Source organism: Olsenella phocaeensis (genome assembly GCF_048189965.1).
Taxonomy (GTDB): domain Bacteria; phylum Actinomycetota; class Coriobacteriia; order Coriobacteriales; family Atopobiaceae; genus Olsenella_I; species Olsenella_I phocaeensis.
Window position 1 is genome coordinate 45,996 of sequence record NZ_DBEZHV010000019.1, and the last position, 13,552, is coordinate 59,547.

8 protein-coding genes and 1 tRNA gene are annotated in these 13,552 nt (G+C 66.3%); 5 read left to right on the plus strand and 4 right to left on the minus strand.

Annotated features, from left to right (window positions below; translation table 11 throughout):
* Window positions 1-57: 57 nt before the first annotated feature.
* Window positions 58-1,125: a dual-specificity RNA methyltransferase RlmN gene (rlmN, locus tag ACMPH2_RS08970; RefSeq protein WP_417119250.1), complete on the minus strand. Its 1,068-nt coding sequence runs from the start codon at window positions 1,123-1,125 to the stop codon at window positions 58-60.
* Between the two features lie 113 nt (window positions 1,126-1,238).
* Here rlmN and ACMPH2_RS08975 point away from each other — a divergent pair, with 113 nt between their 5' ends.
* Entirely contained in the window at window positions 1,239-2,204 is a 966-nt protein-coding gene (locus ACMPH2_RS08975) for a D-alanine--D-alanine ligase family protein (RefSeq protein ID WP_062531538.1), read from the plus strand.
* 17 nt (window positions 2,205-2,221) lie between these two features.
* Complete coding sequence (locus ACMPH2_RS08980) at window positions 2,222-5,167, plus strand: helicase C-terminal domain-containing protein (protein WP_417119251.1); 2,946 nt, start codon at window positions 2,222-2,224, stop codon at window positions 5,165-5,167.
* Between the two features lie 5 nt (window positions 5,168-5,172).
* Here the strand turns inward: ACMPH2_RS08980 and ACMPH2_RS08985 are convergent, their stop codons facing one another.
* Both ACMPH2_RS08985 and ACMPH2_RS08990 read right to left on the minus strand, forming a co-directional pair.
* Entirely contained in the window at window positions 5,173-6,126 is a 954-nt protein-coding gene (locus ACMPH2_RS08985) for a helix-turn-helix transcriptional regulator (protein WP_417119252.1), read from the minus strand.
* Window positions 6,119-7,096: a helix-turn-helix transcriptional regulator gene (locus tag ACMPH2_RS08990; protein WP_417119253.1), complete on the minus strand. Its 978-nt coding sequence runs from the start codon at window positions 7,094-7,096 to the stop codon at window positions 6,119-6,121. The genes ACMPH2_RS08985 and ACMPH2_RS08990 overlap by 8 nt, the downstream gene beginning before the upstream one ends.
* 168 nt (window positions 7,097-7,264) lie before the next feature.
* Between ACMPH2_RS08990 and ACMPH2_RS08995 the strand changes: the two genes are divergently transcribed.
* Window positions 7,265-11,677 carry a M28 family peptidase gene (locus ACMPH2_RS08995; RefSeq protein WP_417119254.1) on the plus strand — a complete coding sequence of 1,471 codons (4,413 nt, stop codon included), beginning with the start codon at window positions 7,265-7,267 and terminating at the stop codon, window positions 11,675-11,677.
* 37 nt (window positions 11,678-11,714) lie between these two features.
* Here the strand turns inward: ACMPH2_RS08995 and ACMPH2_RS09000 are convergent, their stop codons facing one another.
* Window positions 11,715-11,921, minus strand: coding sequence for a hypothetical protein (locus ACMPH2_RS09000; RefSeq protein ID WP_129583199.1), 207 nt, complete (start codon window positions 11,919-11,921; stop codon window positions 11,715-11,717).
* Between the two features lie 188 nt (window positions 11,922-12,109).
* On the opposite strand from ACMPH2_RS09000, the gene ACMPH2_RS09005 reads away from it, so the two are divergent.
* Window positions 12,110-12,184 (plus strand) — tRNA-Gly (locus ACMPH2_RS09005).
* Between the two features lie 49 nt (window positions 12,185-12,233).
* On the plus strand, window positions 12,234-13,517 hold the full coding sequence (locus tag ACMPH2_RS09010) for an aminopeptidase (protein ID WP_417119255.1): 1,284 nt from the start codon (window positions 12,234-12,236) through the stop codon (window positions 13,515-13,517).
* Window positions 13,518-13,552 lie beyond the last annotated feature (35 nt).

Sequence of the window (13,552 nt, forward strand, 5' to 3'; positions counted from 1 at the left end):
ATGCCCCGTACTAGAACAAATGTTCTAGTACGGGGCATCGCGTCTTGGAAGGACGAATCAAGCCATGCGGTCGATGCTTTGCTTGAGCTGCCCGCAGGCGGCATCGATGTCTGCGCCGCGCGAGTTCCTAATGGTTGCCTCTACGCCCACGGATTTGAGCCTACGGACGAACTCCTGCGCGCGAGCGTCGGATGTCGGGCGGAACTTGCTGCCCTTCACCTCGTTGAGTTTGATCAGGTTCACGTGGGCCAGGTTGTCCCGACAGAAGTCACAGAGGGAGGCAAGCTCCTCCTCGCTGTCGTTGACACCCTTGATGAGTGCATATTCGTAGGTGGGCCTGCGCCCCGTCTTGTCCACGTATTCGCTCATGATGTCATAGAGGTGGAGCAGGGAGTACTTGCGCACGCCTGGCATGAGCATGTCTCGTGTGCGCTGCACGGCGGAGTGGAGGGATACGGCGAGGGTGAACTGCTCGGGTTCGTTTGCGAAGCGCTTGATCATGGGAATGACGCCACAGGTGGAAACGGTGAGGTGTCGAGCGCCGATTCCCGCACCCTCGGGTGAGTTGAGCCTGCGCAGCGCGGCGAGCGTGGCATCGTAATTCATGAGGGGTTCGCCCTGTCCCATGAGGACGACGCTCGTCACGCGCGTTCCGAAGTCATCGCGTACGTGCATGACCTGCTCGTATATCTCTCCTGCCGTGAGGGAGCGCGTGAGGCCGGCAGCCCCTGTCGCACAGAAGGCGCATCCCATGGCACAGCCCGCCTGCGAGGAGGCGCAGACCGCGAGGCGATCCCTGTTGGGCATGCCCACGCACTCGACCGAAACCCTATCAGGAAAGCGCAGGAGGTACTTCCGACTGCCGTCAGCGGAGACCTGGCGCGCGACCTCCTCGACCCCGCCAAGGCTACAGCGCTCGGCAAGTTGTGCCCTAAGGGACTTTGGGAGGTTCGACATCTGCTCGAAGGAGCTGACGTTCTTCTCCCATATCCACTCCTCGATCTGCTTGGCGCGGAACTTTGGCTGCCCGAGCTCTTCCAGAAGGGAGAGGAGCTGTCCGTGGGACAGGCTGTGGAGGTCGACTCCGGGCCTTGTCCCACCAGCCGCGTTGTTGTCGTCTTGCATGTTTTGGACCCCTCAAACTGTCTGGATGCGAGGCAGGAGTATCCTCGTCATCTAGGTGTTTTTCCTGCAAGAAGAGTCTAGCGCACGGCGCTCGCGCCCTAAGGAGTCCAGGAATGTCGAAGACCGACGTTACACAAAGCAAGCTCGTGGTCCTTGCGGGCGGATGGTCCGACGAGAGGGAGGTCTCGCTCGAATCGGGCGAGGCTTGTGCGAAGGCCCTCGCCGAGGCGGGCTTCTCTGACGTCACTCTCCTGGACGTCGCCGCGCCAGATTTCGTGGCCGCGCTCGTCTCGGGGGGATACGACGTGGCCTTCGTCGCCATGCACGGACGTTACGGCGAGGACGGCTGCATCCAGGGGATGCTTGAGGTCCTGCACCTGCCTTACACCTTCTCTGGCGTGCTCGCATCAGCCATGGGCACGGAGAAGGAGGTTGCCAAGGCGATCTATCGCCAGGCGCAGATACCCGTTCCCGAGGGGGTGGACCTCCCTGGCGACGTCGCCCTAGCAGACAGCGAGGCAGAGGAGCTCGTAGCCAATCTCGGGCTTCCCGTCTTCGTGAAGCCCGCCGCCAACGGGTCGAGCTACGGCATCACCAAGGTCACCTCCGCGGGCCAGCTCGCCCGCGCCGTGGCGCGGGCAGGGGAGGGAGGATGCCGCGTCCTCATCGAATCCTGCGTAGAGGGGACGGAGATCACGGTTCCTGTCGTGGGAAACGAGGAGCCCGAGGCCCTGCCTGTGGTGGAGATCGTGACCAACGCGGAGTTCTATGACCTCAAGGTAAAGTACGAGCCATCCGAGCTCCACCACGTCATCCCCGCCCGCATCCCAGAGGAAAGTTACGCGAGGGCCCAGGAGCTGGCCATCCGCGCGCACCAGGCCCTGGGCTGCAGGGGCGCCTCGAGGAGCGACTTCATCGTCCGCGCCGACGGCACCCCCGTCATCCTCGAGACCAACACCATCCCCGGCATGACGGAGATGAGCCTGCTTCCCGACTCCGCGCGTCACGCGGGAATAAGCTTCCCGGATCTTTGCAAGCGCTTCGTGGAGCTTGCCCTCGAGGGCAACGACCAGGATTAGGGAGTGACGGGAGCAGCATGAGCGGGATGGGACCCCTGGCGTCGCCCGTCGACGAGATTCTCCTGCCGGGCACTCCGGAAGAGGTCGCCGAGTGCTATCGCAGTCTTGAGCGCCGCGCCACAAAGACCTCGTTCGACCTCCTCGAGGAGGACATAGTCGTCCTTGACACCGAGACGACGGGCCTCTCGTTCAAGGGCTGCGAGCTCATCGAGGTGGCCGCCGCCCGCCTGAGCGGACGCGAGGTGGTGGAACGCTTCCACAGCTTCGTGCATCCCCATCGACCCATCCCGTCCGAGATATCGGCGCTCACGGGGATATCGAACGCCGACGTGGCCCTCGCGCCCGAGGCGCCCGATGTCATTGGCAGGCTCGCGGACTTCGTCGGTGGAGTCCCCGTGCTTGCGCACAACGCGACCTTCGACAGGACCTTCGTGGAGTCCGTGCCCGGCGGCAAGGACGTGAGTGACAGTTGGATAGATACGCTAGCGCTCTCACGCATCGCGCTGCCGCGCCTCTCGACCCATCGCCTCGCCGACATGGCGCACGCCTTTGGCTGTGATGCGGTCACGCATCGCGCCATGGCGGACGTTGACGCGCTGTGTGGAATGTGGCGCGTCATACTCCTGGGACTCAGTGACTTGGGGCCCGGCCTCCTGGGTCGTCTCGCTGACATGCACCCCGAGGTGGACTGGCCCTTCCGACCCGTCATTGGTCACCTCTCCCAGGAGCAGGGACAGGCGACCTTCTCGCTGAGGCAGGCCAGGAGGGACCTGCTTGCCGGCGAGCGCCCAGCCATGAGGACGGAAGCGCCGGATGGGGGAGAGGAGCTCGTCTCCCCCTCGTCGGAGGAGGTGACGGCGCAGTTCAGGCGCGGCGGCCTGGTCGAGCGCATGTACCCGTCCTTCGAGTGGCGACAGGAGCAGGAGCAGATGGCCCTGGAGGTCAGGGATGCCCTCGCAAGCTCCTCGCATCGCTCTATCGAGGCGGGCACCGGGGTGGGGAAGTCCATGGCCTACCTGCTTCCCGAGCTCATGTTCGCACAGAGGAACAGGCTGACCGTGGGGGTCGCCACGAAGTCCAACGCCCTCACTGACCAGCTCATATCCCAGGAGCTTCCCGCCCTCGCGCGGGTTCTCCCAGATGGGCTCAGCTTTACGAGCCTCAAGGGCTACGACCACTATCCCTGTCTCCACAGGCTCGAGACCTCGACCTACGCCGAGCTGCCCCTCTCGCTCGTGGACGGCATGGGAAAGTCTCCACGGACGACGCAGTCCGAGATGCTCACGGCAATCGCGGTGAGCTACGCGTTCTGCCTGCAGTCCCCCCAGGGCGACCTCGACGCGTTGGGCATCCGCTGGCGCTACGTTCCACGGCAGATGCTCTCCACCACGGCCAACGAGTGCCTGAGGAACCGCTGTCCCTTCTATCCCAACGAGTGCCTGGTCCACGGCGCCCGCAAGAGGGCGAGCCAAAGCGACATCGTGGTCACGAACCACTCCCTCCTGCTCCGGGACATCGACCTCGATGGACAGATCCTGCCCCCCATCAGCCATTGGGTGGTGGACGAGGCACACGGCTTCGAGGGCGAGGCGCGCCGCCAATGGGCGCGTGAGTTCTCGGGCGACCTGGTGAGGCGTGGCTTCGAGCAGCTGGGGAGCAGCAAGACCGGCACCCTCCACAACCTCATGGTCCAGGTTTCGGGTCTTGCCGAGGCGACCCTCTACCAGCGTCTTCTCACCAAGCTGTCCGCGTCGTCCGCCCGCGCCTCCGTGTCCTGCGCGGACTTCCTCCTGGCCTTGCATGGGCTTGCAGGCCAGGCAGATGGGTCGGGCGACTATGACCGCGTGAACGTCTGGATTGACGCGAGGCTGCGGGAGAGCGACGAGTGGGGGTCGCTGAAGCAGGTGGGCGACGTCTGCCTGAGACGCCTCGAGGAGGCGGAGAAGGACGCGCGAGAGGCGTTCGAGGCCCTGTCCGAGGCCGACGCTCCTCTGGCAGGCGACCTCAGGGCATCGACGAGCTTCCTGGGGCAGCTGGGGGAGTCCCTCTCGCTCGTCTTGGACGGGAGCGACCAGAGCTACTTCTACTCAGCAGAGCTCGCCCGCCGCAAGCGGGACATGCCATCAGAGCGCCTCGTGGCGGAGAAGCTCGAGGTCGGACCCGACCTGGCCGAGAGATGGCTGTCGCAGATGCAAAGCGTCGTGTTCACGTCGGCCACCATGGCCGTCGGAAAGAGCTTTGAGCACTTCGACCATTCCGTGGGGCTCGATGCCCTAGGGCCTGACGCCAATCGTGACCTCCGCCTCGACTCGAGCTTTGACTACGAGGACAACATGTCGGTCGTGGTGTGCAAGGACATGCCCCAGCCCAACGACCCACGCTATCGCGAGGCCTTGTCCCAGCTCCTCGTGGACGTCCACACGGCCATGGGCGGCTCGGTGCTCACCCTCTTCACCAACAGGCGTGACATGGAGCTCGTCTACCAGCAGGTGCTTCCCCGCATGCATGAGCGGGGACTTGAGCTGATCATGCAGGAGCGTGGCGCGTCACCGCGCAGGCTTCGCGACCAGTTCCTCGCCGACCGCTCCCGCTCCCTCTTCGCCCTGAGGTCCTTCTGGGAGGGATTCGACGCGGCAGGGGACACCCTCCGTTGCGTCGTCATCCCCAAGCTGCCCTTCGCCAGCCCCAAGGACCCTTTGGTGAGGGAGAGGGAGCTTCGCGAGGACCGCTCCTGGTGGCGCCATTCCCTCCCCGAGGCGGTCATCTCGGTCAAGCAGGCGGCAGGGCGGCTCATCAGAAGCTCGAGCGACACCGGCGTCCTCGTGCTCGCCGACTCACGCCTGGTCAGCAAGCGCTATGGGCGCCAGTTCACGAACTCCCTGCCCAAGCAGCCACCCTGCGAGCTCGAGTGCGGGAACGTGGGGGAGTACATCAGGATGTGGCGGGCGGGCCACGAGTCGTAGGGAGCTCACACCCGGCCCGTCTTTGTCACGGCGGCGCGCAGAGCCCGCGCGGCCTCCCTCACCCTGGCCCTGAGGTCCTCGTCGCGTATCACCACGGAGCTTCCGCAGGCTGCGAGCCTGAGGGGCAGCCAGTCTCCTGCGTAGAGGGGGAGGGTCACGGAGGTCCTGCCCTCCGACTCTCCCGTCACTCGCATGCCATGCCAGGAGAAGAGCTCAAGGAGGCCCTGGTCGAGGAAGTCCACGGCAACCTCGCGCACGACCTCATGGTCCTGCTGCCCCATGGTCACCGCCCCTTTGTGCTCCCCCGTCGCGAACGGCCTGGGGTCGGCCATTCGGTCCAGGCGGAAGGTCCTCTGGGCCTGTATCTCGAGGTCCAGCGCCTCGAGATACCATGCCCCCTCCTCGGTCCTGAGCGTCTGGGGGATGACGCGCCTTTTCCTTGGTTCGGCATCGGCGGCGCCGCGATACCAAAAGCCCAGGCCATGACCATCGGCTATGGCCTGGGCGCAGAGGTCGAGGACGCTCGGCCTGCCGCTGACGTCCGGCCCCTGTGGCCGCCCTTCCGCGCCCGTTTCGCCGGTGGGAGAGAGGTAGGGAAGGACTCCCTGGTAGATTGGGTCATCCTGCGACATCCCCAGTCGTTCGAGCGCCGCCCGCATCGCCTCGGACTCGGAAGGGGTGAGCTTGAGCGGGTGCCCCTTGCGCTCGCTGTCGAATGCCAGGACGAGCTGGTCGTCGTCACCGAGGCCAATGGGGAGACCCATGCCCTCCTCGTCGTGGGCGGTGAGGGCGAGCTCCAGGAGCAGGCGCGCGTGCCGGGTGCTGCAGCCGAGTCGCGCGGCGACCGTGGATAGCGAGAGTGACCTACCCTGGGCCGAGAGGCTGCCCAGGAGCGCGGCCAGCTCGCGTGCCTCCTCGAGCCCGCCCCTCCTGCCTCGCCTGGAAGCCCCGCTAGGCATCGCACGCCTCCTCCACGACCCTGTCCCAGTGGTCGGCGACCTCCCGCGGTCCGACGGGCATCAGGCGATGCGCCACGCACCAGCGGGCGCACGCCTCGGGGTCGGAGTATCCGACCTCCCAGCATCGCCCCCCGCGCCCATCGACGTGCCTGCCGCGTCGGTCGAGTTCCGCGGCCACCTCCCCCTCTGTGCAACCCAGGTCTTGAATCGTGACCGTGCCGACCTCGGGCCCGATCTGGAAGGGGAGGCGCAGGTAGTCACCCACGCAGAAATCCGGGGGTATGCGGTAGGAACTGCCCGACACGACCCTCGCGGAGAGGAAGCGGTCCAGGCGGTAGACTCGGGGCTCCCTCCAGCTTCCGTCATCGCGGAGCTCCGAGGCGACGAAATAGCTCTGCCTCCTCAGGCCGAAGCTCCCATAGAGGCGCAGCCTCCTCTCCCTTGGCTCTTGGCCCCTTGCTTGGTAGGTGACCACCGCCTCCCGTCTCCCAGACAGGGCGGCGAGTAGGGGAGGTAGGAGCCCGTCGTCGATCCCGCTGCCAGAGAACAGCCGCTCGAGGCTACCGCTGGGACCAAATGATCCGTCGACCTTGGCCAGGGCGAGCCTCAGCTCGCTCCTATGCGGAAAGCTCGGGTCGTGAGTCAGGGGAGCGCAGGCGACGTCCAGCACCAGCGCATCCTTAGAGGAGAGGGACCCCCCTCCGGGGAAGGACGCGGCCTCGTCAACCTTCCAGAGACCGGGCTGTCCCTCGCTCGCGACGTTGACGAGGCTGAGGCCGCAGGCGGACATGGCCGCGCGGTCGCGCCTGAAGGCCTTTCGGAACGCCTCGTCGCTTGCCTGCGGGTAGTAGGTGTTCCGGAGCTCCTCGTTGGAGAGGGCGTGCTTGGCGTTTGAGAAGGCGAGGATCAGTCCCGCCACGCGCCTGGCCTGTTCGTCGTCCCTGCTCACCGTGACGAAATCGTCCTCCATGCGTCCTCCCACATCCGATGCCGTGCAGCGAGGCCTTGCCCCCGTGCGGGCAGCTGCCGCCTCCGACCCCCGAGCTGTGCTGGTAGAACAAATATGCATCATAAGACGTATACTCGGACGATAGGAAAGTGGACGATTCTCTCCCTGCTTCGGCAAAGGACGTATAGCATGGCAACGACGCGCAGCTACCTCGACTATCTCAACGACAAGGTGGACATCTCTCCGGCGAACAGCCAGGAGGAGCTAGACGCCTCCCAGCTGATCGAGTCGATCATGCAGGAGCACGGCCTCGACACGAGCCTGCAGGAGTTCGCCGCGCCCGCGGCGCCTGAGCTTCCGCGGGCGATACTGCTCGTGATCATGGTCATCGGCATGGTCCTCTCGGGCATCCTGGGCTCCGTCGTGGGCCTGGTCGGCCTCGCCCTGGTGCTTGTGCCGTCCATCCTCCTGGGCCTGCGCTTCGGTGGCCGGGACCTTATATCGGGCATCGGGACCCGTGCCCGCAGCCAGAACGTCATCGGCGTCCATCGAGCCAGCGGCCCCCTGGTGGTCAAGGGCAACCGTCCCATCGTGATCGTCGCCCACTACGACAGTCCCAACGAGGGGCTCCTCTTCCAGCCCCAGCTGGCCAGGTGGCAGCCGCTCCTCATGCGGTCGAGCCTCTGGTGTGGCATCTCCGTGGCCTTTTGCTCCCTGATTCAGGTCATCGCCATCATCCCCGCCTCAATCCGTCACGTCTTCTGGGTGTTGGGAATGCTGGCGGCCCTCCCCCTCCTCCTCGTCGGCATCGCGGGAATCTATGGTCGATTCGCCTCCTGTACCACCGGTGCCAACGACAACAAGGCCTCCGTCGCGGCCATGCTGGGCGTGCTGGACAAGCTGCGTCCCGCGGATGACGAGGCAAAGGCCTGGGCCGCCGCCCATCCTCATTCCGAGGGGGTTGGCGAGGGTCCTTCTGCTCCGCTCGAGGAGGAGCTCGAGGTAGAGAGTGACGAGGAGGCCTCCGAGCGGGCCTTTGCCTCTCTGGACGAGCTTCCTGCTGACAGGGGGGGAGAGGACGTCACTTCCACCGCTCCGTCGCCTGCTGATTCGACCGCGGCGGAAGGCCTCCACCCGGCGACCGCCGCCTTCACTCCCCAGGTGATTCCCGCGCCCGAACCAGAGGGTCCCAAGTCGGTCCGTCGCGGCGCAAGGCTCATTGAGGAGCTCCAGATTCTTCCCGAGAGTTGCCAGATCGTCTATCAGAAGCCTCCCGTGCCCCAGGTCGTTCTTCCCGACCTGCCCGAAATCGACGTCGACGGCGCTCTCCCCGGAGTTTCCCCGTCCGCAAGCGGGTCCACCAGCGAGATGGGGGAGACTTCGTCTGGGGCGGGGGCACGGCCAGAGCCCGGGGCCACCATGCCCGAGTTCATGGCACGCGCCAACGCCCGCATCTCCGAGTCGTCCCTCGAGGAGGAATCATCCGCGGACCCCGCCAAGGCCGCCGAGGGTGGTTCCACGCAGGGCTCGTCGACTGACGACGCCCTCATCGCTGACTTCGAGGTCATCGACCCCGACGCTCCTTCCCGCCCTGCCGAGCTCCTCGCTTCCGTCAAGTCGGCGCTCTCCCATGTGAGGGAGCTCATCCCTCGAGGCGAGCGCCAGGCCCCCAAGATCGAGCGTGGGGAGGAGCTGGCCTCCGACCAGCCTGGGGAGCAGCCTGTCGTACAGGCCGCGGATGGTCAGGGGACGGAGGCTGACGAGAAGGGCGAGTCCCTGCAGCCAGAGAATCCCAGCCAGACCGTCGCCACGCCCGCCGTGACCTATGAGGACGAGGAGGCACTGCTAGCGGAGGTCCACGCGCGCGCCGCAGGGGACACCGTTCCAAGCGTGTCGCTCGACGCCGCCGGACCAAAGGACGCACCTGGCATCACGGACGGACCCTCTTCCGATTCGCAGGGCGTCGCAGACGAGGAAGAGAGGGTCCTCGTGGCCGTGGATGCCGAGGGCGAGGAGGCTGACTCCGAGTCCGAGCTTGCAGACGCCCGTGACGAAGAGCCCCTGCCCTACGGCGGGCCCATGGCGTCACAGTTCGAGACCCCGAGCGTCCATGACGTCGAACCCCGCAAGGTCGATCCCGCGAGCGTTCCCTCGATCAACGACGCCTACCTAGACAACGCAGCCATCTTCACGCGTCTGAAGGCGGTCCCAAACCCAGCCATCGCGCCCGTTCCAGAGCCAAACTTCGCCCACGAGCAAGATTCGCAGCTCGAGCCCCAGGTTGGCGGCCAGTCCTTGCGGCGGGAGGATGCCTCGGCAGACCTGCAGCCCGGATTCGCGGCGGACGGCGCGGACGGGAGCGAGGCGGTTCAGGAAGGGACAGCGCTAGAGGGCGCTCCGCGGAGTCAGGACGAGCAAGCGGAGGAACTCGTCCCCGAAGAGGGGGCTCAGCCCGATTCTGAGGCCGTCCCCGTTCCCGTCACAGACGGCGGCCCGGCAACCGAGGAAGCCTGGGAGGACGGACCTCGGGCTGAGTCTGCGACAGCCGAGGTCACCGAGGGCGACGTCGAGGGAGAGGACGAACCACCCTGCGACTCCCAGCAATTCGACGGCGAGGACCTGCGTGAGGGATCTGCGGGAGCAGGGGAGCCTGACCAGCAGGCGGAGGTCTTCGAAGCCGGTGCCTCACGTGGCGAAGCGGATGCCCTTGACGACGGAGCTGCCTTCGAGGACGAGGCGGAGGAGCCCTTGGTCCAGGATGTCGCGGAGCCAGGGCAAGCCACCTTGCCAGACGGTACTCGGCTGGCAGGCGCGGGAGCAGAGACCTTGGAGCAAGAGCCAGCGAGGGACGAGGCACCTCTCCCACGATTCAGCCTGTTCGCGCCCCTGCGCGACGACTACATCATGGATGCCGAGTTCGAGCGGCTTCCGGAGGACGGTCCGACCCCAGGGGCGGACGCGCTTGGCCAGACCATGGCCCAACCCGTGGTTGCCGACGGTAGCGACGAGCCGACCCTCGTGACCATGCCCGTCGCCGAGGATGACGTGGAGGAGAGGCCAATCGAGCGCGAGGAGCCGGAAGCGTCGACCGAGGTGGCACCCGATTCAGACGAGGAGATGCCGGTAGAGGGAGGGGAGCCGTCAGCTGCGGAACCCCTCGACGAAGCTGAGCCGGAGGACGACCGACCCGAGAGGGCCGTCGGTTACGTCCTGGGCGAGGAGCCGGCAGAGGTCGACCAGAGCGAGCTGACTCTCGACGCACGGCCCTTCGTGTCCGCAGAAGACGTCAGGGTCACGGAGTCGTCTGCTACCGGCGATCCCGCCCAGGAACTGGATCCCAACGCAACCGTCATCGCCCCCAACCTGAGTTTCATGGAGGACGAGGAGCCTAGCGAGGAGGAACTGGCCTCCAAGGACGTGTCGGGGTTGGACACCTATGCCATGGACGGCACCGAACCCCGTCCGGCAGAGCCTCGGCGTCCGGAGCCGACGGCGGTCGATGATCCCAACTGGGGCAAGAGCGAGTTCACGCCTCAGCCGGGAAACATCGCGCGCCGGGCGGTGCTCTTCGACCTTCCTGATCCGTCAGAGGCCACGCCCGACCCGCTTGCCCCCGAGGAGCCCAGCCCCACTCCCGCCCCGCGCGGCATCGACGAGGGACGCGCGCGCCCGTCGGCCGCGGACCTCTCCTATACGAGGGGCGAGCGCGAGCCGTTGGGCGTGGTGGGCGAGGGTGCCCTGAGGTCTGAGTCTCCGCGGCCACGGGGTGGGTCCCACCAGGCAAGGCCCATGGGCAAGAAGCGCTTCAACATCTTCGGTCGCCACAAGGACCAGACGGAAGACTCAGATTCCTTGAGCTCTTGGCTTGGCGTTGACGAGGACTTCGACGCCAAGAAGAGCGGCCGCGAGATTGGCAGCTGGGACAACTTCTCGGACGCGAAGCAGGGGAGGCCTCGCGACGGATGGAAGGGAGGCGCGACGAGCCGCTTTGACCTCAGGCTCGTCGAGGATGAGCCTGCCGGCTCCGAGGAAGGCGCGAGCCAGGCTTCTGCGGAGGGCTACACCCTGGGTGGAGAGGAGCCCCAGGCCATGGAGTCCCGGGAGGGGATTGGCATGGAAGAGCTGCGCGAGGCCATCACGAGCATGGGTGACGACGAGCTGCTTGCCCACGACGTCTGGTTCGTGGCCCTGGGTGCCTCGGGACTCGACCACGCTGGCGCAAAGCGCTTCATGGTCGAGCACCGCAAGGACATCCGTGGCGCCTTCGTCGTCAACCTCGACTCCGTCGGCGCCGGTCGCCTCAGCGTGCTCACGAGCGAGGGTGCCACCAGTCCGCGCAGGGCAGACCGCAGGATGGTCCGCCTGCTGTCAAAGATCGCAGACGACCTGCACGTCGGGCTGGAGAAGGTTCGCTTCGACTGGGCTGACACGGACGCGACACCCGCCATGCAGTCGTCCATGCGTGCGGCAACGATCATGGGCGTCTCTGAGGACGGCGTTCCCGCGCTCTCTCACACCGCGGACGACGTGCCGGAGAACCTCGATGCGGCGCAGGTGGTCGACGTCGCCGAGCTCGTCGCCGAGCTCATTCGACGGGCATAGGAGGGTCCGTCCAAGAACCAAGTCCGACCCAATGAACCTATTGCATGCCGGCGGTCCCCCTGTGGTGGCTGCCGGCATGTCCCGTTCCGAGGGGGTTGCCCCCGCGCACGGGGTCGCCTCCGCGCAGCTGGGCCCGCGGCGGACGCCGCCTCTTGCCCGCCGCCCCAGAGGCCAGGCCGACCTCGTCCGGTCCAAGCGCCTCCGCCCGTCGTATCTCCTGCCTTGCAAGCAGCGTCTCTTCCACCAGACCTCCCCGGTCGCCTACGTTGGGGAGTAGAGGCTACTCATGCGAGCTGGCAGCAAACCCATCGGCAGCTTGCGCCAGTCTGGCGTCAGCTAGGGACGCGAGCCCTCCGAGCATGGGATTCGCGACAGTTTCGACAAAAGCCTTGGGCACGTCGCAATGGGAGCTGTGATAGAATCCACAAACATGCGGGCATCGCCAAGTGGTAAGGCAATGGCTTCCCAAGCCATCATCCGCGGGTTCGAATCCCGTTGCCCGCTCCATAGACTGTCATCGGGCCCTTCGGGGCCCGATTTCGTGAAAGGGCAATCCATGAGCGTTCCCATGACCGCCGAAGAGTGCCATGTCGCCATCGGGCATCTTTCTCCCAAGATTGACAACTATGCCGAGCTGCTGGTTCGCAAGGGTGCGGCATTGAGGCGGGGACAGGAGCTCGTACTGCAGGCGCCCGTGGAGCGGGCGGACTTCGCCCGCCGCGTCGTGAGGAAGGCCTACGAGGCGGGCGCGGGACACGTGACGGTCATCTGGTCTGACGACGTGGTGGGACGCCTGACCTACGAGCACGTGGACAAGGCCTACTTCGAGCACGTCCCCTCGTGGCAGCGAGAGCAGCTCAACTCTCTCGCCGAGGCTGGTGCTGCGTTCCTCTTCCTCGAGGGAAGCGACCCCTCCGCGCTCGACGGGATTGACCCCGCCAAGCCGGCGGCCGCACGAAAGGCGCGCAACACCGAGTGCCTCGCGTTCAGGGAGGGTATGGACTTCGGCCGAAACGTCTGGTGCATCGCGGGGGTTCCCGTCGAGGCCTGGGCCCGCGAGGTCTTCCCCGAGCTCTCGGGCAGCGAGGCGATCTACAGGCTCTGGCTCGCCATCCTGAGCGTGGCGCGCTCGGACGGCCGCGACCCCCAGAGTGCCTGGGAGACCCACAACGCCACCTTCGAGAAGAACAAGCGCCTGCTCAACGCTGCCGCCTATGACAGCCTGAGGTATCGGTCGTCGAATGGTACGGACCTCGTCGTTGGCATGAACGCCGGCCACCTCTGGGAGGGAGGGGCCGCCCGGACGGTGGATGGGACCGTCTTCTTCCCCAACATCCCCACCGAGGAGGTCTTCACCACCCCCAACCGCAACCGTACGGAGGGAATCGTCCACTCCGCCATGCCGCTCGTGCATGCGGGTCAGGTCATCGACGACTTCTGGATCAGGTTCCGAGACGGCGCGGCGGTCGAGTGGGACGCCCGTCGGGGCAAGGCCGCGCTCGACCAGATCATGGCGGCAGACGAGGGTGCCCATCACCTGGGAGAGGTCGCCCTCATCTCAAAGAACACCCCCATCAGGCAGAGTGGGATCCTCTTCTACGACACGCTCTACGACGAGAACGCGAGCTGCCACCTCGCCCTTGGCATGGGATTCCCGGAGTGTCTTGATGGCGGGCTCGACATGGGCAAGGACGAGCTCCTGGCCCATGGGGTGAACCAGTCCTCCACCCACGTCGACTTCATGGTGGGCGCCGACGACTTGGACGTCTGGGGAGTCGACACTAACGGAGAGGAGACCCCCATCTTCGTGGGCGGGCAGTGGGCCTGGGAGGCCGAGTAGCGACCCAGGCACGTGGTAGAATCGCACGGACGTCT

Bases quoted from the DNA above. Each gene is read 5' to 3' on its own strand.
- rlmN (WP_417119250.1), bottom strand. From the start codon at position 1,125: ATGCAAGACGACAACAACGCGGCTGGTGGGACAAGGCCCGGAGTCGAC.
- ACMPH2_RS08995 (WP_417119254.1), top strand. From the start codon at position 7,265: ATGGCAACGACGCGCAGCTACCTCGACTATCTCAACGACAAGGTGGAC.
- ACMPH2_RS08975 (WP_062531538.1), top strand. From the start codon at position 1,239: ATGTCGAAGACCGACGTTACACAAAGCAAGCTCGTGGTCCTTGCGGGC.
- ACMPH2_RS08980 (WP_417119251.1), top strand. From the start codon at position 2,222: ATGAGCGGGATGGGACCCCTGGCGTCGCCCGTCGACGAGATTCTCCTG.
- ACMPH2_RS09010 (WP_417119255.1), top strand. From the start codon at position 12,234: ATGAGCGTTCCCATGACCGCCGAAGAGTGCCATGTCGCCATCGGGCAT.
- ACMPH2_RS08985 (WP_417119252.1), bottom strand. From the start codon at position 6,126: ATGCCTAGCGGGGCTTCCAGGCGAGGCAGGAGGGGCGGGCTCGAGGAG.
- ACMPH2_RS08990 (WP_417119253.1), bottom strand. From the start codon at position 7,096: ATGGAGGACGATTTCGTCACGGTGAGCAGGGACGACGAACAGGCCAGG.